General features: G+C 66.7%; 17 protein-coding genes and 2 tRNA genes. 12 read left to right on the top strand and 7 right to left on the bottom strand.

The genetic code is table 11. The features are described from left to right. Window positions 1-20 precede the first annotated feature (20 nt). The 3 genes from EPN51_RS24240 to EPN51_RS24230 all read right to left on the bottom strand — a co-directional run bounded on the left by EPN51_RS24240 (window position 21) and on the right by EPN51_RS24230 (window position 3123). Window positions 21-1037, bottom strand: coding sequence for a pyridine nucleotide-disulfide oxidoreductase (locus EPN51_RS24240; RefSeq protein WP_293047789.1), 1017 nt, complete (start codon window positions 1035-1037; stop codon window positions 21-23). An 87-nt stretch (window positions 1038-1124) separates the two neighbouring features. Then, window positions 1125-2690 carry an alpha-amylase family glycosyl hydrolase gene (locus tag EPN51_RS24235; RefSeq protein WP_293047737.1) on the bottom strand — a complete coding sequence of 522 codons (1566 nt, stop codon included), beginning with the start codon at window positions 2688-2690 and terminating at the stop codon, window positions 1125-1127. A 37-nt stretch (window positions 2691-2727) separates the two neighbouring features. Next, entirely contained in the window at window positions 2728-3123 is a 396-nt protein-coding gene (locus EPN51_RS24230; protein WP_293047735.1) for a globin, read from the bottom strand. Window positions 3124-3267: 144 nt separating this feature from the next. On the opposite strand from EPN51_RS24230, the gene EPN51_RS24225 reads away from it, so the two are divergent. The 3 genes from EPN51_RS24225 (at window position 3268) to EPN51_RS24215 (ending at window position 4664) form a co-directional block, all read left to right on the top strand. Continuing rightward, entirely contained in the window at window positions 3268-3915 is a 648-nt protein-coding gene (locus EPN51_RS24225) for an HNH endonuclease (protein WP_293047734.1), read from the top strand. Window positions 3916-3982: 67 nt separating this feature from the next. After that, window positions 3983-4210: a hypothetical protein gene (locus EPN51_RS24220; RefSeq protein ID WP_293047787.1), complete on the top strand. Its 228-nt coding sequence runs from the start codon at window positions 3983-3985 to the stop codon at window positions 4208-4210. Then, window positions 4197-4664, top strand: coding sequence for a DUF5130 domain-containing protein (locus tag EPN51_RS24215; protein ID WP_293047732.1), 468 nt, complete (start codon window positions 4197-4199; stop codon window positions 4662-4664). Before EPN51_RS24220 ends, EPN51_RS24215 begins: the two co-directional genes overlap by 14 nt. Window positions 4665-4742: 78 nt before the next feature. On the opposite strand, the gene pepN is transcribed toward EPN51_RS24215, so the two are convergent. After that, window positions 4743-7337 carry an aminopeptidase N gene (pepN, locus tag EPN51_RS24210; RefSeq protein ID WP_293047731.1) on the bottom strand — a complete coding sequence of 865 codons (2595 nt, stop codon included), beginning with the start codon at window positions 7335-7337 and terminating at the stop codon, window positions 4743-4745. Window positions 7338-7428: 91 nt separating this feature from the next. On the opposite strand from pepN, the gene EPN51_RS24205 reads away from it, so the two are divergent. Genes EPN51_RS24205 through EPN51_RS24195 form a run of 3 tightly spaced genes read left to right on the top strand, consistent with a single transcriptional unit; the run spans window position 7429 to window position 9417 of the window. Continuing rightward, window positions 7429-8052 (top strand): DsbA family protein, encoded by a 624-nt coding sequence (locus EPN51_RS24205; RefSeq protein WP_293047728.1) that lies wholly within the window; start codon window positions 7429-7431, stop codon window positions 8050-8052. A 60-nt stretch (window positions 8053-8112) separates the two neighbouring features. Continuing rightward, window positions 8113-8592, top strand: a complete 480-nt coding sequence (locus EPN51_RS24200; protein WP_293047727.1) for a ribose-5-phosphate isomerase — start codon at window positions 8113-8115, stop codon at window positions 8590-8592. Window positions 8593-8610: 18 nt separating this feature from the next. Further along, a complete protein-coding gene (locus EPN51_RS24195; RefSeq protein WP_293047724.1) occupies window positions 8611-9417 on the top strand; it encodes a zinc finger domain-containing protein in 807 nt (268 codons plus the stop codon). 375 nt (window positions 9418-9792) lie between these two features. Here EPN51_RS24195 and EPN51_RS24190 read toward each other — a convergent pair whose 3' ends face one another. Both EPN51_RS24190 and EPN51_RS24185 read right to left on the bottom strand, forming a co-directional pair. Then, window positions 9793-10983 carry a serine hydrolase domain-containing protein gene (locus EPN51_RS24190; RefSeq protein ID WP_293047723.1) on the bottom strand — a complete coding sequence of 397 codons (1191 nt, stop codon included), beginning with the start codon at window positions 10981-10983 and terminating at the stop codon, window positions 9793-9795. Between the two features lie 32 nt (window positions 10984-11015). Further along, a tRNA-Gly gene (locus tag EPN51_RS24185) sits at window positions 11016-11086 on the bottom strand. A 147-nt stretch (window positions 11087-11233) separates the two neighbouring features. Here EPN51_RS24185 and EPN51_RS24180 point away from each other — a divergent pair. From EPN51_RS24180 to clpP2, 4 genes are all read left to right on the top strand, one after another. Continuing rightward, a tRNA-Pro gene (locus tag EPN51_RS24180) sits at window positions 11234-11310 on the top strand. Window positions 11311-11378: 68 nt separating this feature from the next. Beyond that, window positions 11379-12815, top strand: coding sequence for a trigger factor (gene tig, locus EPN51_RS24175; RefSeq protein ID WP_293047720.1), 1437 nt, complete (start codon window positions 11379-11381; stop codon window positions 12813-12815). 126 nt (window positions 12816-12941) lie between these two features. Further along, the gene (gene clpP1, locus EPN51_RS24170) at window positions 12942-13532 is read left to right on the top strand and encodes an ATP-dependent CLP protease proteolytic subunit ClpP1 (RefSeq protein WP_293047785.1); all 591 of its coding nucleotides are present in this window, start codon (window positions 12942-12944) and stop codon (window positions 13530-13532) included. Then, the gene (gene clpP2, locus EPN51_RS24165) at window positions 13529-14164 is read left to right on the top strand and encodes an ATP-dependent CLP protease proteolytic subunit ClpP2 (RefSeq protein ID WP_293047717.1); all 636 of its coding nucleotides are present in this window, start codon (window positions 13529-13531) and stop codon (window positions 14162-14164) included. The genes clpP1 and clpP2 overlap by 4 nt, the downstream gene beginning before the upstream one ends. 28 nt (window positions 14165-14192) lie before the next feature. On the opposite strand, the gene mmuM is transcribed toward clpP2, so the two are convergent. Next, window positions 14193-15107, bottom strand: coding sequence for a homocysteine S-methyltransferase (gene mmuM / locus EPN51_RS24160; protein WP_293047783.1), 915 nt, complete (start codon window positions 15105-15107; stop codon window positions 14193-14195). Window positions 15108-15486: 379 nt separating this feature from the next. On the opposite strand from mmuM, the gene clpX reads away from it, so the two are divergent. Beyond that, window positions 15487-16767 carry an ATP-dependent Clp protease ATP-binding subunit ClpX gene (gene clpX / locus EPN51_RS24155; protein WP_293047714.1) on the top strand — a complete coding sequence of 427 codons (1281 nt, stop codon included), beginning with the start codon at window positions 15487-15489 and terminating at the stop codon, window positions 16765-16767. A 357-nt stretch (window positions 16768-17124) separates the two neighbouring features. Beyond that, window positions 17125-19080, top strand: a complete 1956-nt coding sequence (locus EPN51_RS24150; RefSeq protein ID WP_293047781.1) for a 2-oxoacid:acceptor oxidoreductase subunit alpha — start codon at window positions 17125-17127, stop codon at window positions 19078-19080. Window positions 19081-19097: the final 17 nt, after the last annotated feature.

Below are 19097 nucleotides of genomic sequence, written 5' to 3'. Positions count from 1 at the left end.
GGGCCGGTGCGCCCGGTTGATCAGGGGCCGTAGCGCAGCCACAGCGGGAGAACGGTATCCAGATGGTCCATGAATTTCTTCAGCCCCACCCGGAATTCCCCGTACCCGTAGGGGTCTCGCCCATACTGAGGAAACGCGATGCCCACCCCGAACAGGCCGGGAGCAAGGATTCCGTTGGTGCGGTTGTACTCCAGCTGGCCCCACTGCGGTGTCTCGGGCAAGCTTCTGCGTTCGAAGCCGACGGTATAAACCGCCCGGTCGCACCGCGCCAGTTGCTCGGAGAACTCCGGGCTCGATGCCCAGCACCTCTCCAGTCGTTCCGGAAGCACCCCGTCGATGTTCTCCCGCGCCCACACCGCCGCTTGACCTTTCAGGCCGGTATCGTCAAAGAGAATCCAATCATCAAAGTACACAGCATATCTCAGTGGACTACGGTAAAAGTTGATCACTCTTTTGACCGGATGGCGCAGCAAATTCGGCAGCACGATCATCGACGAGTGCGATGAGCCGAAGACGGCGATCGTCGCGCCGTGCAGCCGCTCGGACGCGAGCTTCTCGGGATCGAGAGCGACCTCCACGGGAATCTCCTCCAGCTCGGGGTGGCAAAGCTTCTTGGCGGCCGCCCCGACGGCCAGGATCACGTTTTCGGAGAGAATGTCGTCCTGCTCCGTCTGGATCCGCCACCGCCGGTTTTCCAGGTACAGCGCGGTTGCGGTCGTCGTGAACGTGGCGACCTGCTCACGTAGACGCCCGGTGATCCACACCAACGGTTCGGCTACCAGGCCCAGTGCGCAGGTCTCCTGGGGGTCGACTTCCCGCAGCGGCATGGGTGGCGCCTCGGAGAACCGAAATGACTTGGAGCCGTTGAAATATTCGAGGAAGAGCCCCACGTGGGTATTGCTCGGCACCGACCGCCACTTGTGGCCGATGTCTCCGCCGGCGAAGGCAGGATCGATCCAGGCGATGCTTGCGGGCGCAACTCCGTGATCCAGCAGCCTCCCCACCGCGGCGACGCCCGCCGGCCCGGCCCCGATCACTGCCCACTCGTAGGAAGCCATGCACAACATATAGAGCAGTCAGCGGCGAAACGCCCACCGGGATTCAGGCGGTGGCGCGCGACCCGGCTACGCCAGCCAGGCCGCGGAATCCGGCGGGAGTTTCCCGTCGACCAGCGGCGCGCTCGCCAGGATGAGTTCTCCCGGCGGCAGGGGCACGGGTTGTTCGCCGCTGTTGAGCGCGCACACCAGCCCGCCGGGACGCCGGAAGATCATCGTATCGCCGGACGCCTCCAGCCACTCGACACCGTTGCCGTCGAACTCCACACGGCGCCTCCGTAATTCGAGCGCGCGCCGGAAGAACGACAGCGTCGAGTCGGGATCGCCGCTCTGCTTTTCGACCGTCAGCGCCGCCCATTCCTTCGGCATCGGCAACCACGTGTCGGGCGAGGACGAGAACCCGAACGGGGGATCGGAGCCCGACCAGGGGATCGGTACCCGGCATTTGTCGCGGCCGCGTTCGGTGTGCTCCGAGCGTTCCCACGTCGGGTCCTGCAGCACCTCGTCGGGCAGCTCCACGTCGGGCAGACCCAGTTCCTCGCCGTTGTAGATGAACACTGCGCCCGGCAGGGCGAGCATCACCATCGCCATCGCGCGGGCGCGGCGCAGCCCGGGGTCACCGCCGCCGTAGCGGGTGACCTCCCGGCCGACGTCATGATTGGACAGCGTCCAGGTCGGGATCGCGTCCTGCAGGGCGGTGGCGGCCAGCGAGTTCTGGATCGCGTCATGGATGTCGGCGGCGTCGAAGTCGATCCTGGTCAGCCGGAAATTGAATCCGAGGTGGAGTTCGTCGGGACGCAGATACTCCGCCCAACGAGCGTTGTCGGTCACCCAGACCTCGCCGACGGTCACCGCACCGGGATAGTCGTTGACCACCCTGCGGATGTCGCGGTGGATGTCGTGCACGTTCGGGTTGTTGAAGCGCGGGTCGTCGTCGGTGTGGTGCAACACCTTCGATTCGGTGTCGGGCGAATCCGGCAGGCCGGCCGGCTTGGCCATGCCGTGCGCCACGTCGATGCGGAAGCCGTCCACGCCGCGTTCCAGCCAGAAGCGCAGCGTCTTTTCGAAGTCGTCGAAGACGTCCGGGTGCTCCCAGTTGAGGTCCGGTTGCTCGGTGTCGAACAGATGCAGATACCACTGGCCGGGGTGGCCGTCGGGTTCGACCACCCGGGTCCACGCCGGTCCGCCGAATATCGAGGTCCAGTTGTTGGGCGGCAGCGCCCCGTCCGTGCCGCGGCCGTCGCGGAAGAAATACCGCTCCCGCGCGTCGGTGCCCGGACCGGCGGCCAGCGCCAGCGCAAACCACGGATGCGCCGAACTGGTGTGGTTGGGCACCACGTCCATGGTGATCTTCATGCCCCGCTGGTGCGCCGCGCCGATCAGCCGTTCGATCGCGGCCATCCCGCCGAACAGCGGGTCGATGTCGCGCGGATCGGCGACGTCGTAGCCGTGGTCGGCCATCGGGGAGACCGTGACCGGATTGAGCCAGATCGCGTCCACGCCGAGTTGCTCGAGGTGTTCCAGGCGGGCCGTCAGTCCGTCCAGATCGCCGACGCCGTCGCCGTCACTGTCGGCGAAGGACCGCGGATACACCTGATAGAACACCGCGTTCGACCACCACACTGCGGGGCTCATACTGCTCCGTTCACTTGCAGGGCGTTAAGGCCAGAGGTCAAAGAGGGGCGTTCACCAGTGAGTCCGCGGCCATCTCCAGATAGGTGAGCAGCTCGCGACGGTGCTCGTCGTCGAGTGTCCTCGAATCGATGGAGCCAACGGCCGTGTGCATGCACCGCAGCCACGCATCGCGCGCCAGCGGAGTGATCCGGAACGGGACGTGACGCATCCGCAGTCGGGGATCTCCGCGCCGGTCAGAGTAGGTGCGCGGGCCGCCCCAATACTGCTCGAGGAACATCCGCAGGCGTTCTTCGGCGCCCTCGAGATCGTCCAGCGGATACAGGTCGCTCAGAATCTCGTCCTCGGGAACCTGAGCGTAAAAGCGCGACACGATCGCATGGAAAGTCCCGGCACCGCCGACAGCGTCATAAAAGGACTGTCCTACCTCATCCATCGCGGTCCATTGTGGGGCATCGTCGCGGCGACAAGCGGAGGCGGCCCGATCCCGCTCCCGCTGTTCATCGGTTCGACACGGCGCTTCACCTGCAATAGGGGTGCGATTGACGACGAATCATGGTGGACTGTTCGCGGAGGATTCATGGCGCAGGGCAAAAGACGCCGCAGCCACCGCAGTCAGGTGGTCGCGGCAGGGCTAACCGGGCCCACAACCGCGTCATCGCTGCGCAGTGTTGACATCCATCCGCCCGCCCGCCCGGAGAGCGCTTCCATCTGGAGTCGCCGGCGGGTGCTGCTGCTGAATTCCACCTACGAGCCGCTGACCGCGCTGCCGATGCGGCGCGCGATCGTCATGGTGATCTGCGGCAAGGCCGACGTGGTGCATCACGACCCGGCCGGCCCGGTCATCCACTCGGCGACCAGCTCGATCGTCGTTCCCTCGGTGATTCAGTTGCGGTCTTACGTCCGTGTTCCCTACCGGGCGCGCGTCCCGATGACCCGCGCCGCACTGATGCACCGCGACCGGTTCTGCTGCGCCTATTGCGGGGCGAAGGCGGACACCGTCGACCACGTGGTGCCCCGCAGCCGCGGTGGCGATCATTCCTGGGAGAACTGCGTCGCCTGCTGCTCGACCTGCAACCACCACAAGGGCGACAAGCTGCTCAGCGAGCTCGGCTGGGCACTGCGCCGGCCGCCGATGCCCCCGACGGGGCAGCACTGGCGGCTGTTGTCGACGGTCAAGGAGCTGGACCCGGCCTGGGCCCGGTATCTCGGCGAAGGCGCGGCCTGAACACCTATCTGGTGTCCGGTCGCGGCGCTGGGGCGGTTGGTGGGATACGGTTTGCGTCGTGAGCCTTCTGCAGATCCACTTGTACTTTCTCGGAATTCCCCTGTTGCTGGTGGTCGGGCTGTCGGTGCTGATCTGGTCCCACAAGGGGCCGCACCCGGCGACCTACAAGTTGGGCGAGAAGTGGACCCATCCGCCGATCCTGTGGGGCGCCGTCGGTGAAGACGTCGGCCACACCCATGGTGGACACGGCACGTCGGAATTCTCAGTTGGAGGTGGCGCCAGTGGCACGTGGTGAGGTAGCGACGAGGGAGCCCGCCGAGCTGCCGTACGGCTCGGCGATCACCACCAGCGGACGGATCTCCGGGGTGACCGAGCCCGGCGAATTGTCGGTGCATTTCCCGTTTCCCACCAAAGACCTTGTCGCCGTGGACGACGCGCTGAAATACGGGTCGCGGTCCTCCAGGACGCGTTTCGCGATCTACCTGGGCGACCTGGGCGCCGACACCGCCGCGCGGGCCCGCGAAATTCTGGCCGACGTGCCGACGCCGGACAACGCGGTGCTGCTCGCGGTCTCGCCCGACCAGAAGGTCATCGAGGTGGTCTACGGTTCCGCGGTCCGCGGCCGCGGCGCCGAGTCGGCCGCACCGCTGGGTGTCGCCGCCGCCTCCTCCGCGTTCGAGCGGGGCGATCTGGTGGACGGTCTGGTCAGCGCGATCCGGGTGCTGAGCGCCGGGATTTCCCCGGCCTGACCTGTTCCCCGAGCGTGCATGGTTGCACGTCGGCTGCGGGGTGTCGTTGCTCAAACACGCACGCCCGCGTCGCGCGGGCTACCCAGCCGCGTCGAAGTGGCGCGCCCGCAACGAACGCTTCACACCGGCCTGGCCTTCCAGCACCAGGCGCCGCAGCGCTGCCGGCACCTCGGGGTCGGACAGAAACTTGTCGGCCGCGGCGACGCCGTCGTCGCTGATATCCCAGTGCGGGTACAGGCCGATCACGACCGTCTGGGCCACTTCGCTGGATCGGCGCGCCCAGACGCCCGAGATCGCCTCGAAGTACCGCGCGGTGAACGGCCTGAGCAGTTGATGCTGGGCCGGCGGGGCGATGCCCGCGATGATCGCGCGGGCCGTGATGTTGGCCAGGGTGTCGTCCTCGACCACCGTCGTCCAGGCGTTCTCCTTGACCTGCAGCTGAGGCCGCGCCGTCGCGGCCTGGGCGCCGTGCCGTTTGCCGGCGGCGGTCGGGTCGCGCTGGATTTCGGCGTCGATGAACGGTGTGGCGGGTCCGTCGGCGTCGACGTCGCCGGCGGTGGCCAGCGCCGTCACGATCCGCCACCGCAGGTCGGTGTCGATCTCGAGGCCGGGCAATCCCAGGTCCGCCGGGTCGCGGTCGAGCAGGTCCGCCAGAGTCACGACGTGGCGAGTCGACAGGACCGATGAGCACAGCGTGTTGACGAAGGCGAGCTGGTGATCCGATCCCGGCTGCGCGGCGCGCGCCAATTCCAGCAACCGGTCGGCGAACTGCGGCCAGCCGTGCTCATGCGCCCAGCCGGGTTCGGCGTAGGACGTCAGCGCGGTCTGCGCCTGCAGCAGCAGCCGCTGCGCCACCCCCACCTCGGTCTCGGCGTGCACGCCGCCCGCCACCAGGGCCACGAAATCGCGGGCCCGCAGTTCGGCCTCGCGGGTCATCTCCCAGGCCGCCGACCAGACCAGCGAGCGCGGCAACGGCTCGGCGATGTCGGCGATGCGCTGTAGCGCGGTGCGCAGCGACTCGGCGTCCAGCCGCAACGAGCAGTAGGTCAGGTCGTCGTCATTGACCAGAACCAGCTGGCCCCGCGAAACACCAACCAACGCAGGAACTTCCGTCACCGGGCCCTCGACGTCGAGTTCCTCGCGGCGTACCCGGACCAGCTTTCCCGATCCGTCGGAAGCATCCAGGTCGTAGATGCCGATGGCCAGCCGGTGCACCCGAGTCTCGCCGGCGCCCGGGGCGGCGCCGCTCTGGGTCACCGCGAACCGGGTGAACTTGCCCTCGGGGCCCGGGCCGTCGACGTCGAAGTCGGGCCGCAGCGTGTTCAGCCCGGTCGTTTTCAGCCACTGCTGACCCCAGTCGGACAGGTCGCGTCCCGACGCCTTCTCCAGCGCGGCGACCAGATCGTCAAACGTGGCGTTGCCGAACGCGTGGGTGCGGAAGTAGTCGCGCAGCCCGGCCAGGAAGTGCTCCAGCCCGACGTAGGCGACGAGCTGCTTGAGCACCGACGCGCCCTTGGCGTAGGTGATGCCGTCGAAGTTCACCTCGACGGCGGCCAGGTCCGGAATATCGGCGGCGATCGGATGGGTCGAGGGCAACTGGTCTTGGCGGTAGGCCCACGACTTTTCGACGGTGGCGAACGTCGTCCAGGCCTCCGTGAATTCGGTTGCCTCGCTTTGGCACAGCACCGAGGCGAAGGTCGCGAAGGACTCGTTCAGCCACAGGTCGTCCCACCAGGCCATCGTGACCAGATCCCCGAACCACATGTGCGCCATCTCATGCAGCACGGTCTCCGCGCGGCGCTCGTAGGACGCCCGGGTGACCTTGCTGCGGAAGACGTAGTCCTCCAGGAAGGTCACCGCGCCCGCGTTTTCCATTGCGCCGGCGTTGAACTCGGGGACGAACAGCTGATCGTATTTTCCGAACGCGTAGGGTAAGCCAAAGTTCTTGTGGTAGAAGCCAAATCCCTGTTTGGTCTGGGTGAAAAGCCGCTCGGCGTCCATGTGTTGCGCCAGCGACGCCCGGCAGTAGATGCCGAGCGGGATTTCCCCGTGCTCGTCGGTGTAGGCGTCCTTCCACTCGGCGTACGGACCGGCGATCAACGCGACCAGGTAGGTGCTCATCCGCGGAGTGGTGGCGAAGGTGTGCAGGCCGTCCTTCACCGACACCGTCGCGCCGTTGGAGATCACCTTCCAATGCGTGGGTGCCGTCACCCGCACGTCGAAGGTCGCCTTGAGGTCGGGCTGGTCGAAGCAGGCGAACATGCGCTTGGCGTCGGCGGTTTCGAATTGCGAGTACAGGTAGGTCTCGTTGTCGACCGGGTCGACGAACCGATGCAGACCCTCGCCGGTGTTGGAGTAGCGGCAGTCCGCGTCGACCACGACGACGTTGCGGTCGGCCAGCCCGCGCAAGGCGATGCCGGTGGATTCGTCGTATCCGGAGACGTCCAGGTCGCGCCCGTTGAGCGTGGCGCCGCGCACCGTTTCGGCGGCGATGTCGATGACCGTGTCGGCGCCCGCGAGCGCGTCGAACACCACCGTGGTGACCGAACGGAAGGTCCGTTCACCGGGACTGCCGTGGGAGTCGGTGAGATCGAGGTCGATCTGGTAGCTGGCGACGGTGATCAGGGAGGCGCGCTCGACAGCTTGTTCACGGGTGAGGTTGGGGAGTGCCACGGGTCCAACTTACGGGTCGGGCAAACCGGGAACAGGGGCGAGAGGCCTACGGTTGTGCAGATCAGACTTTCCACCGACGAGAGGACCGGCCATGGCTGACAAGGCGCCCGCGAAGAACAAGGCCGATTTCTGGTTCGATCCGCTGTGCCCGTGGGCGTGGATCACCTCGCGCTGGATCCTCGAGGTGGAAAAGGTGCGCGACATCGAGGTGAACTTCCACGTGATGAGCCTGGCGGTGCTCAACGAAAACCGCGAAGACCTGCCGGAGAACTACCGCGAGAACATGAAGCGGGCCTGGGGTCCGGTGCGGGTGGCGATCGCGGCCGAGCAGGCCCACGGCGCAAAGGTGCTGGGGCCGCTGTACACCGCGATGGGGACTCGAATCCACAACGAGGGCAACAAAGAGCTCGACGACGTGATCAAGCTGGCGCTGGACGATGCCGGACTGCCGGCGGACCTGGCCGCGGCGGCGGAAAGCGATGCCTACGACGCAGCGGTGCGCAAGAGCCACCACGCCGGGATGGACGCGGTCGGTGATGACGTCGGCACACCGACCATCCACGTCAACGATGTGGCGTTTTTCGGGCCGGTGCTCTCCAAGATTCCGCGGGGCGAGGAAGCGGGCAAGCTGTGGGACGCCTCGGTGGCCTTCGCGTCCTACCCGCACTTCTTCGAGCTCAAGCGCAGCCGCACCGAGAAGCCCGAATTCGACTGAGCGGTTGGGGGTGACCCGCCCCACCCGGCTGCCCCGCGGGCCTGTGTAAGGATTGCGGGCATGCGCGTCTACCTCGGCTCTGACCACGCCGGATTCGAGCTCAAGCAGCAGATCATCGAGCATCTTGAAAAGTCCGGCCACGAGCCGATCGACTGCGGCGCCTTCAGCTACGACGCCGACGACGACTATCCGGCGTTCTGCATCGCCGCCGCGACGCGCACGGTGGCCGACCCGGACAGCTTGGGCATCGTGCTGGGCGGGTCGGGTAACGGCGAGCAGATCGCCGCGAACAAGGTTCCCGGCGCCCGGTGCGCGCTGGCGTGGAGCGTCGAAACCGCGACGCTGGCCCGTGAACACAACAACGCCCAGCTGATCGGCATCGGCGGTCGCATGCACACCGTGGCGGAGGCGCTGGCGATCGTCGATGCCTTCGTGACCACGCCGTGGTCGAAAGCCGAACGCCACCAACGGCGTATCGACATCCTCGCCGAATACGAACGCACCCACCAAGCCCCGCCGGTACCCGGGGCGGCGGGCTGAGGCCGGAAGGGTCTGCGCATGCCCGAAGGGCATACCCTGCACCGGCTGGCCCGGCTGCACCAGCGCCGCTATGCCGGCGCGCCCGTAGCGGTGTCCAGCCCGCAGGGCCGCTTCGCCGATTCCGCCGTGGCGGTCGATGGCCGGCTGCTGCAGCGCACCAGTGCCTGGGGCAAACACCTATTCCATCACTACGCCGGCGGCCCGATCGTGCACGTGCATCTCGGCCTGTACGGCGCCTTCACCGAATGGGAACGTCCCGACGACGGGTCGTTTCCCGATGCGGTCGGGCAAGTGCGGATGCGCATGATCGGCACCGACTACGGCACGGATTTGCGCGGCCCGACGGTGTGCGAAGTCATCGACGAAGGACAGGTCAGCGACGTTCTGGCCCGGCTGGGTCCCGACCCGTTGCGCGACGACGCCGATCCGTCGTGGGCGTGGAAACGGATTGCCAAGTCTCGCAGGCCTATTGGCGCGCTGTTGATGGATCAGACCGTCATGGCCGGCGTGGGCAACGTGTACCGCAGCGAATTGCTGTTCCGTCACGGCATCGACCCGTTCCGCCCGGGCCGCGACGTCGGCGAGGCCGAGTTCGAGGCGGCGTGGACCGATCTGGTCGCGCTGATGAAGGTGGGCTTGCGCCGCGGCCAGATCGTCGTGGTGCGAGCCGAACACGATCACGGCGCGCCGCCGTATCGTCCCGATCGGCCCCGCACCTACGCCTACCGACGTACCGGCGAACCCTGCCGCGTGTGCGGAGACCCGATCCGCACGACCGTGCTGGAGGGCCGCAACGTGTTCTGGTGCCCGACGTGCCAGAAATGACAGCGAAAGTGTCGGCTTCTCCGGTTTGAATTTAATCGGCGCGGGAATTGCTGTCTGCATGAAGACTCTCGCTCGATCAGCTGCAACGATTTCCGCGATAGCAGGTCTCGGTCTGGCAGGGCTGGGCATCGCGTCGGACGCGCAGGCGCAGCCCGGCCCGTTCCCGCAATGGTGCCCTGGGGATTTCTGGGACCCCGGCTGGGGCGAGAACTGGGATGCCGGGCACTGCCACGATAACTGGCGCGGACCCGGAGCTAATTGGTACAACGGCCCGGATGGACGCGGCGCTCACGATGGACTGGGTGGCCCCGGCGGTCTCGGTGGACCTGGCGGTGGCGGACACGGCGGGGGCGGTGGCGGCCACTGACGGCGCCGCTAGGTGACACCCAGCACGGAGTAGACCTCGTTGGACAGGACCAGGCTGCGGGGGTCCGCGTTGGCCTTGGTGGCGTCGAAGTGATTTGCCACATACGCGTAGCCGATGCGGTGCTCCAGATCGACGAACCCGAACGAGCCGCCCAGCCCGCCGTGGCCGAAGATCCGCGGGTTGGGTCCGTTGACGCAGCGCTGGTTGAGCATGTACCCGAGACCCCAGCCGTGGTCGGCGACCCTCGGCCCCAGCACCAGATCGGTGTCCAGCCCGCCCTGACAGACCCGCACCAGGTCCATATGCTCGCGGCTGAGCACCTTCTCCTGGGCGAGCGCGTTGTAGAACGTCGCCAACCCCAGCGCCGACACCTGTCCGTTGGTGCCGGGGAACTCGAGTTCGCGCCACAGGCTCAGATCGTGTGAGCCGAGTTCGTCGTCGGGGGCGAACCCCATCGAGATGGACAGCCCCGCCTTCGGGTGCTCGGCCAGGCTGGTCGGGTAGCCGGGGGCCTTCGCGTCGGCCAGCAGGTCCCGGGCGTGCGGCTTGTGGATCCGCTCGGCGCAACGGTGTTGATCGGCCAGCGGCAACCCGATGTGGACGTCGGCGCCGAACGGTTCGGCGATCTCGGTGCGCAGGTACTGGCCGATCGTGCGGCCCGTGACCCGGCGGAACACCTCGCCCATGATGAATCCGAAGGTGGTCATGTGGTAGCCCTGGGCGGTCCCCGGCTCCCACCACGGCTCGGCCGCGGCCAGTTGTTCGCAGACGTAGTCCCAATCCGCGACCTGTTCCCAACGCATCCGGGTGCGCGGGCCGATCACGCCGGAGCGGTGGCTCATCACCATCGCCAGCGTGATGTCTTGTTTGCCCGCCTGGGCGAACTCGGGCCAGTAGTGGGCCACCGGAGCCTGCAGGTCCAGCTCGCCACGGTCGGCCAGCTGATGCACGCAGGTGGCCGACAGGCCCTTCGTGCCCGACAACACCGTGGTCAGGGTGTTCTGCTGCCAGGGTCGGGTGTGGGCGGCGTCGGCCCAGCCACCCCACAGATTGACGACGAGAGACCCGTCCACCCACACCGCGACGGCCGCGCCGACTTCGTCGCCCAGCGTGAAATTGCGCTCGAACGCGTCGCGAACGCCGACGAAGTCCGATGCGCATGAGCCGCGGATCGACGCGTCCGTCGTCAGGTCGCTCATGGCGCCTCTCTATCGAGCAGATAGTTAGCCCGAGCGGGCGACGGGAATCGAACCCGCGTAGCTAGTTTGGAAGACTAGGGCTCTACCATTGAGCTACGCCCGCATGTATTAGTCGAGCGTGACTGTAGCTGGCGACGAAGGTCAAATCTAATCGAAGCGGCTTTGTGATCACTCCGTGAGGTCCGCGAGGTCGCTGCCAAGCCTGTGGCGGACCTGGCTTTGCGGGGCCTTAGGATCATCGAGGTCAGCGCGGGGTGTAGCGCAGCTTGGTAGCGCATCCGCTTTGGGAGCGGAAGGCCGCAGGTTCAAATCCTGTCACCCCGACCAGTACGACCGGCCCGTGCGCTGCGCGCGGGTCACCGACCGCCAGGAACGAGCACCGAGGAGCGCACCCCGTGAAGAGCACCGTCGAGCAGTTGAGCCCCACCCGGGTGCGCATCAATGTGGAGGTCCCCTTCTCAGAACTCGAGCCCGACTTCCAGCGGGCCTACAAGGAGTTGGCCACGCAGGTGCGCCTGCCCGGGTTCCGGCCGGGCAAGGCGCCGGCGAAGTTGCTGGAGGCCCGTTTCGGCCGGGAGGCCATGCTCGATCAGGTCGTCAACGAGGCGCTGCCCGCGCGGTACGGACAGGCGGTCGCCGAGTCGGAGGTGCATCCGCTGGGCCAGCCCGAGATCGAGGTCACCAAGAAGGAGTACGGCGAGGAGCTGGCGTTCACCGCCGAGGTCGACATCCGCCCCAAACTCACCCTGCCCGACCCGGGTTCCCTGACCATCTCGGTGGATCCGATCGAGGTCAGCGACGACGACGTCGACGCCGAACTGCAGTCTCTGCGCACCCGATTCGGCACCCTGACCGGGGTGGAGCGCCCGGTCGCCGATGGCGACTTCGTCTCCATCGACTTGTCGGCCACCATCAACGGTGAGGAGGTTCCGGGCGCCGCCGCGCAGGGGTTGTCCCACGAGGTCGGCTCGGGCCGGCTCATCGCGGGCCTCGACGACGCGCTGGTCGGTCTGTCGGTTGATGAATCCCGAGAGTTCACCGCGCAGTTGGCGACGGGCGAGCACACGGGGCAAGACGCGCAGGTGACGGTCACGGTCAAGTCGGTCAAGCAGCGCGAGCTGCCCGAGCCCGACGACGAGTTCGCCCAATTGGCCAGCGAGTTCGACACCATCGAGGAGCTGCGGTCGAGCCTGCGCGACCAGGTCGGCCAGACCAAGCGCGCGCAGCAAGCCGAAAGCGTCCGCGACGCGGCGATCGACACGTTGCTCGAGCAGGTCGACATCCCGCTGCCCGAAGCGATCGTCAAGGCTCAGGTCGACAGCGCCATCCATAACGCCCTGCACAGCCTCAACCACGACGAATCCAAGCTCGAGGAAGTGCTTGCCGGGCAGGGAAAGTCTCGCGAGGAGTTCGAGACCGAGACGCGCACCGCCGCCGAGACGGACGTCAAAAGGCAGCTGCTGCTCGACGCGCTGGCCGACGAGCTGCAGGTCCAGGTCGGCCAGGACGATCTGACCGAGCGGCTGGTGGCGACGTCCCGCCAGTACGGCATCGAGCCCCAGCAGCTGTTGGCCTACCTTCAGGAGAACAACCAGCTGCCGGCCATGTTCGCCGATGTGCGCCGGGCGCTGGCCATCGCCGAGGTGATCCGAGCGGCGACGGTCACCGACACCGCCGGAAACACCGTCGACACCGACGCATTCTTCGGTAAGCGCGCAGAGGCTGACGCCTCCGGTGAAGTCGAAGAATCCACGGAGGCTGACGCGGCCGAGCCGGCCGGCGAGGCGGCGAAGGCCGACAAATCGACGCCAGAGGCCGACGCCGAGGAGTGACCGCGCTATGACGCTGTGAGCGAACGCGCCCGTTTCAGGGGTGCGTGGCCGCGAAACGGCAAGCCCGGTTGGTTAGTGTCGGTGAAGACAGATCTCGAGAAAGCAGGTAACCCGGTCGTGACTGACATGCGTTCGAACTCGCAGGGTCTCAACCTCACGGACTCCGTCTATGAGCGCTTGCTGTCCGAGCGCATCATCTTCCTGGGTTCGGAGGTGAGCGACGAAATCGCCAATCGGCTGTGCGCGCAGATTCTGCTGCTCGCCGCCGAGGACGCCACCAAGGACATTTCGCTGTACATCAACTCGCCCGGTGGATCGATCAGCGCCGGAATGGCGATCTACGACACCATGGTCTTGGCGCCGTGTGACATCGCCACCTACGCGATGGGTATGGCCGCCTCGATGGGTGAGTTCTTGTTGGCGGCGGGCACCAAGGGCAAGCGTTACGCGCTGCCGCACGCCCGCATCCTGATGCACCAGCCGCTCGGCGGGGTGACCGGCAGCGCCGCCGACATCGCCATCCAGGCCGAGCAGTTCACGGTCATCAAGAAGGAGATGTTCAGGCTGAACGCCGAATTCACCGGCCAGTCGATCGAACGCATCGAGGCGGATTCCGACCGCGACCGCTGGTTCACCGCGCCGGAAGCCCTGGAATACGGCTTCGTCGACCACATCATCACCCGCGCCGCCCACATCACCAATGGAGAAGCCCAGTGAACCCCGAAACCCAGCCTCAGGCGCGCTACATCCTGCCGTCGTTCATCGAGCACTCCAGCTTTGGGATCAAGGAGTCCAATCCCTACAACAAGCTGTTCGAGGAACGCATCATCTTCCTCGGCGTCCAGGTGGACGACGCGTCGGCGAACGACATCATGGCGCAGCTGTTGGTCCTCGAGTCGTTGGACCCCGACCGCGACATCACCATGTACATCAACTCGCCCGGTGGCGGATTCACCTCGCTGATGGCGATTTACGACACCATGCAGTACGTGCGGGCCGACATTCAGACAGTGTGCCTGGGTCAGGCGGCCTCGGCGGCCGCGGTGTTGCTGGCCGCCGGGACCCCCGGCAAGCGGATGGCGCTGCCCAACGCTCGGGTGTTGATCCACCAGCCTTCGCTGCAAGGCGTGATCCAGGGACAGTTCTCCGATCTGGAAATCCAGGCCGCCGAGATCGAGCGGATGCGCACCCTGATGGAGACCACGCTGGCCCGCCACACCGGCAAGGACGCCGCGACGGTCCGCAAGGACACCGACCGGGACAAGATCCTGACCGCCGGCGAGGCCAAGGACTACGGGATCATCGACACCGTGCTGGAGTACCGCAAGCTGTCGGCGCAATCCGCCTAGCCGTACCGGTCGTTCGCCGAACGTGCACTCACGGCGAATCTCTGCCTCCTGATTTTTCGCGCTGGCTGCACGCCCGGCGGACATCGGCGATGGCCGCGATGTCGGCGGGGCCCACGCGGCAGCATCCCCCGACGATGCGGGCTCCGGCCGCAAGCCACGCTGAGGCGAGGTCCGCTCCGAACCGTGACCGGCCGATCCACCTGTGCCGCAAGGCATCCCAGCGTTCCCCGCTGTTCGGGTAGACCACGACGGGCTTGCCGACGGCCGATGCGCTCGCGATCGCGGGCAACACGTCGTCGGGCGCGCAGCAGTTGACCCCGATGGCCACGATCTCCTCGACGCCGGCGGCCACCGCGAACGCGTCGGCCAGTGGTTGCCCGGCGCGGGTACGGGCCCCGTCGATGGTGTAGCTCAGCCACGCCGGCATCCCGACCGAATGCACCAGGTCGACCAACGCTTCCGCTTCGTCGATGTCGGGCACGGTTTCGCACGCGAGCACGTCGGCCCCGGCGGCCGCCAAGGTCTCCAGCCGGGGCCGATGCCATCGCGCCAGCTCCGCGACCGTCAGGCCGTAGCGTCCGCGATACTCCGACCCGTCCGCCAGCGCCGCCCCGTACGGTCCGACCGAGGCGGCGACGAGGAGCCCCTGGCGCCCCTCAAGCTCGCCAGGGCCGGCCTCCTCCCGCGCGGCCCTGGCGAGCTCGACGCTGCGGCGCAGCAGGCCGGCGACCTCGTGTCGATCCAGTCCGCGCGCCGCGAACCCCTCGAATGACGCCTGGTAGCTGGCCGTCGTCGCGATCGTGGCCCCGGCGCGGAAGTACCCGGCGTGGACCGCGACGATCTCGTGCGGGGCATCCGCGAGCAGCGCGGCCGACCACAACGGGTCGGACAGGTCATGACCGCGCGCTTCGAGCTCGGTGGCCAGGCCGCCATCGAGCAGCACGGTTTCACTGGGCCAGGTAAAGCCCACGGCCGAACCCACCTGGCCACTGTAGGGTGATTTCTTGAGGGTTGGCCCAGGCCTGGTGTGATCGTCGGCGTCGGGTCGGCGCCTCCACCGAAGGCAGCGTCGGACGGCCGCCAGACTCGATCGCATTACAAGCGCGACACGCCAAAGACACGCAAAGCGCGTCGTTCGCGAGTGACGGGCACCGTCGGGCTATATCTTTCCTCCATAGGGATAGAGGCATGAGCTCCCGCAAATACCATCGGCGCGATTCGGCGTTTATGGTCGCGGCGGGCCCGATCAAGCGGGTAGCGTCGGTGAATACATGCGGGGACAGGGAACACCAACGGCGAATAGGAAGTAGGCCCTCAGCACCATGGCGCGCATCGGAGACGGCGGGGACCTGCTGAAGTGCTCATTCTGCGGGAAGAGCCAGAAGCAGGTGAAGAAGCTCATTGCTGGCCCCGGTGTGTACATCTGCGATGAGTGCATCGATCTCTGTAACGAGATCATCGAAGAGGAGCTCGCCGACGCCGACGACGTGAAACTCGATGAGCTCCCCAAACCGGTGGAGATCCGGGAGTTCCTCGAGGGCTACGTCATCGGGCAGGACACCGCCAAGCGGACACTGGCCGTCGCGGTCTACAACCACTACAAGCGGATTCAGGCCGGCGAAAAGGGCCGGGACTCCCGGCACGAGCCGGTCGAGCTGACCAAGTCCAACATCTTGATGCTCGGACCCACCGGATGCGGCAAGACCTACCTCGCCCAGACGCTCGCCAAGATGCTCAACGTCCCGTTCGCCATCGCCGATGCCACCGCGCTGACCGAAGCCGGCTATGTGGGTGAGGACGTCGAGAATATCCTGCTCAAGCTCATCCAGGCCGCCGACTACGACGTCAAGCGCGCCGAGACGGGCATCATCTACATCGACGAGGTCGACAAGATCGCCCGCAAGAGCGAGAACCCGTCGATCACCCGCGACGTTTCCGGGGAGGGCGTGCAGCAGGCCCTGCTGAAGATCCTGGAAGGCACCCAGGCGTCGGTTCCCCCGCAGGGCGGCCGCAAGCACCCGCACCAAGAGTTCATCCAGATCGACACCACCAACGTGCTGTTCATCGTCGCCGGGGCGTTCGCCGGCCTGGAGAAGATCATCTACGAGCGCGTCGGCAAGCGGGGCCTGGGATTCGGCGCCGAGGTCCACTCCAAGGCCGAGATCGACACCACCGATCAATTCGCCGACGTCATGCCCGAAGACTTGATCAAGTTCGGCCTGATCCCCGAGTTCATCGGCCGACTGCCGGTGGTCGCCTCGGTCACCAATCTGGACCGCGAGTCGCTGGTCAAGATCCTGTCCGAGCCGAAGAACGCCCTGGTCAAGCAGTACCTGCGGCTCTTCGAGATGGACGGTGTGGAGCTCGAGTTCACCGACGACGCCCTGGAAGCGATCGCCGATCAGGCGATCCACCGCGGCACCGGGGCTCGTGGCCTGCGCGCCATCATGGAAGAAGTCCTGCTGCCCGTGATGTATGACATCCCGAGCCGCGACGACGTCGCCAAGGTGGTGGTGACCAAGGAGACCGTGCAGGACAACGTGTTGCCGACGATCGTGCCGCGCAAGCCGTCGCGCACCGAGCGTCGCGACAAGAGCGCCTAACGGGATCCTGCAGCGCGCACGCCTGTGACAGGGTGACGTGATTGGACGGGTTCGGATGGATACCGAAAAGGTGACACTCGGAGGCCGACTCGGTATCGGCGACACTGGTTGACGCCGAAGACGTGACCAACAACACAGTTTCGTATGGTACGAACGCCTGTCACCTGGCTGACTTGGGCTTTTAGCAATTTTTCGCCCGCGTGTGTCGGGTATGGGATGGCGATGCCCACCCAAAATCAGTGCCATAATTGATACCGCCAGTGACATAAACCCGTGATGGCCGGAGGCTCCCTTCGCCGACGCGTAACCTGAAGCTGCGTGAACTGTCTGTCCGGTGAACAAATGGAGGGCAAAGACGTGGATCCGAACGGCAGCGGAGCCGGATCAGACTCACAGCACGGGACTTCCGCGAACGGATCTACCCGTCAGCGCCTGGAACAAGTCGTCATTCGTTTCGCCGGTGACTCCGGTGACGGCATGCAGCTCACCGGTGACCGTTTCACTTCCGAGGCAGCACTTTTCGGAAACGACCTGGCGACCCAGCCGAACTACCCGGCCGAGATCCGCGCCCCCGCAGGCACTCTGCCCGGCGTTTCGTCCTTCCAAATTCAGATTGCCGACTACGACATCTTGACCGCCGGCGACCGGCCAGACGTTCTCGTCGCGATGAATCCGGCTGCGCTCAAGTCCAATATCGGTGACTTGCCCCGCGGCGGCATGGTGATCGCGAACTCCGACGAGTTCACCAAGCGCAACCTGACGAAGGTGGGTTACGTAACCAACCCACTCGAGACCGACGAATTGTCCGACTACGTCGTGCATTCCGTCGCGATGACCACGCTGACACTCGGGGCTGTCGAGACGATCGGCGCGTCGAAGAAGGACGGCCAGCGCGCCAAGAACATGTTCGCGCTGGGGCTGCTGTCGTGGATGTACGGGCGGCCGATCGAAACCAGCGAAAAGTTCATCCGGGAGAAGTTCGCCCGCAAGCCCGAGGTCGCCGAGACCAACGTGCTGGCCCTCAAGGCCGGCTGGAACTACGGCGAGACGACCGAGGCGTTCGGCACCACCTACGAGGTGTCCCGGGCGACCCTGCCGGCGGGCGAATACCGCCAGATCTCGGGCAACACCGCACTGGCGTACGGCATCGTCGCCGCCGGTCAGCTGGCGGACATCCCGGTCCTGCTCGGCAGCTACCCGATCACCCCGGCCTCCGACATCCTGCACGAGCTGTCCAAGCACAAGAACTTCAACGTCATCACCTTTCAGGCCGAGGACGAAATCGGCGGCATCTGCGCGGCGATCGGCGCCTCGTACGGCGGCGCGCTGGGAGTCACCACGACCTCCGGGCCGGGCATTTCGCTCAAGTCCGAGGCGCTCGGCCTGGCCGTCATGACCGAACTGCCGTTGCTCGTCGTCGACGTGCAGCGCGGCGGTCCGTCGACCGGGCTGCCCACCAAGACCGAACAGGCCGACCTGCTGCAGGCGTTGTACGGCCGCAACGGCGAGTCGCCGGTTGCGGTGGTCGCGCCGCGGTCACCGTCCGACTGCTTCGAAACGGCGCTCGAGGCGGCGCGCATCGCGGTCTCCTACCACACCCCGGTGATCGTGTTGTCCGACGGCGCAATCGCCAACGGGTCTGAGCCGTGGCGCATTCCGGACGTCAGCACACTGCAGCCCATCACACACACCTTCGCCAAGCCGGACGAGCCGTTCCAGCCTTATGCCCGCGACCCGGAGACGCTGGCCCGGCAATTCGCCGTCCCCGGCACCCCGGGACTCGAGCACCGCATCGGCGGTCTGGAGGCGGCGAACGGCTCGGGCGACATCTCCTACGAGCCGGTCAACCACGACCTCATGGTGCGGTTGCGCCAGGCCAAGATCGACGGCATCTCCGTTCCCGATCTGGAGGTCGACGATCCGACCGGCGATGCGGAGCTGCTGCTGATCGGGTGGGGCAGCTCCTACGGTCCGATCGGCGAAGCCTGTCGGCGCGCGCGGCGCAAAGGCATCAAGGTGGCGCACGCCCACTTGCGCTACCTCAATCCCTTCCCGGCGAACCTGGGCGAGGTGCTGCGGCGCTACCCGCAAGTGGTGGCGCCCGAAATGAACTTGGGCCAACTGGCGTTCGTGCTGCGCGGCAAGTTCCTGGTGGACGTGCAATCGGTCAGCAAGGTGCAGGGTGTCGCATTCCTGGCCGACGAGATCGGCCGCGTCATCCGCGCCGCGCTGGGCGGGACATTGGCCGAAGTCGAGAACGACAAGACGATGGTCGCCAGGATGGCGGCGGCAACGGTGGGAGCCAGCGCATGATTCGCGCCGGCGCCGAC

The sequence above is a fragment of the Mycobacterium sp. genome (assembly GCF_004298145.1).
Taxonomy (GTDB): Bacteria; Actinomycetota; Actinomycetes; order Mycobacteriales; family Mycobacteriaceae; genus Mycobacterium.
This window is presented reverse-complemented; position numbering and strand designations above follow the sequence as displayed.

What these genes read in the sequence shown, in the direction of transcription:
- EPN51_RS24235 (WP_293047737.1), bottom strand. Translation starts at nt 2,690, where the DNA reads ATGAGCCCCGCAGTGTGGTGGTCGAACGCGGTGTTCTATCAGGTGTAT.
- EPN51_RS24230 (WP_293047735.1), bottom strand. Translation starts at nt 3,123, where the DNA reads ATGGATGAGGTAGGACAGTCCTTTTATGACGCTGTCGGCGGTGCCGGG.
- EPN51_RS24225 (WP_293047734.1), top strand. Translation starts at nt 3,268, where the DNA reads ATGGCGCAGGGCAAAAGACGCCGCAGCCACCGCAGTCAGGTGGTCGCG.
- EPN51_RS24205 (WP_293047728.1), top strand. Translation starts at nt 7,429, where the DNA reads ATGGCTGACAAGGCGCCCGCGAAGAACAAGGCCGATTTCTGGTTCGAT.
- EPN51_RS24200 (WP_293047727.1), top strand. Translation starts at nt 8,113, where the DNA reads ATGCGCGTCTACCTCGGCTCTGACCACGCCGGATTCGAGCTCAAGCAG.
- EPN51_RS24195 (WP_293047724.1), top strand. Translation starts at nt 8,611, where the DNA reads ATGCCCGAAGGGCATACCCTGCACCGGCTGGCCCGGCTGCACCAGCGC.
- EPN51_RS24190 (WP_293047723.1), bottom strand. Translation starts at nt 10,983, where the DNA reads ATGAGCGACCTGACGACGGACGCGTCGATCCGCGGCTCATGCGCATCG.
- clpP1 (WP_293047785.1), top strand. Translation starts at nt 12,942, where the DNA reads ATGCGTTCGAACTCGCAGGGTCTCAACCTCACGGACTCCGTCTATGAG.
- clpX (WP_293047714.1), top strand. Translation starts at nt 15,487, where the DNA reads ATGGCGCGCATCGGAGACGGCGGGGACCTGCTGAAGTGCTCATTCTGC.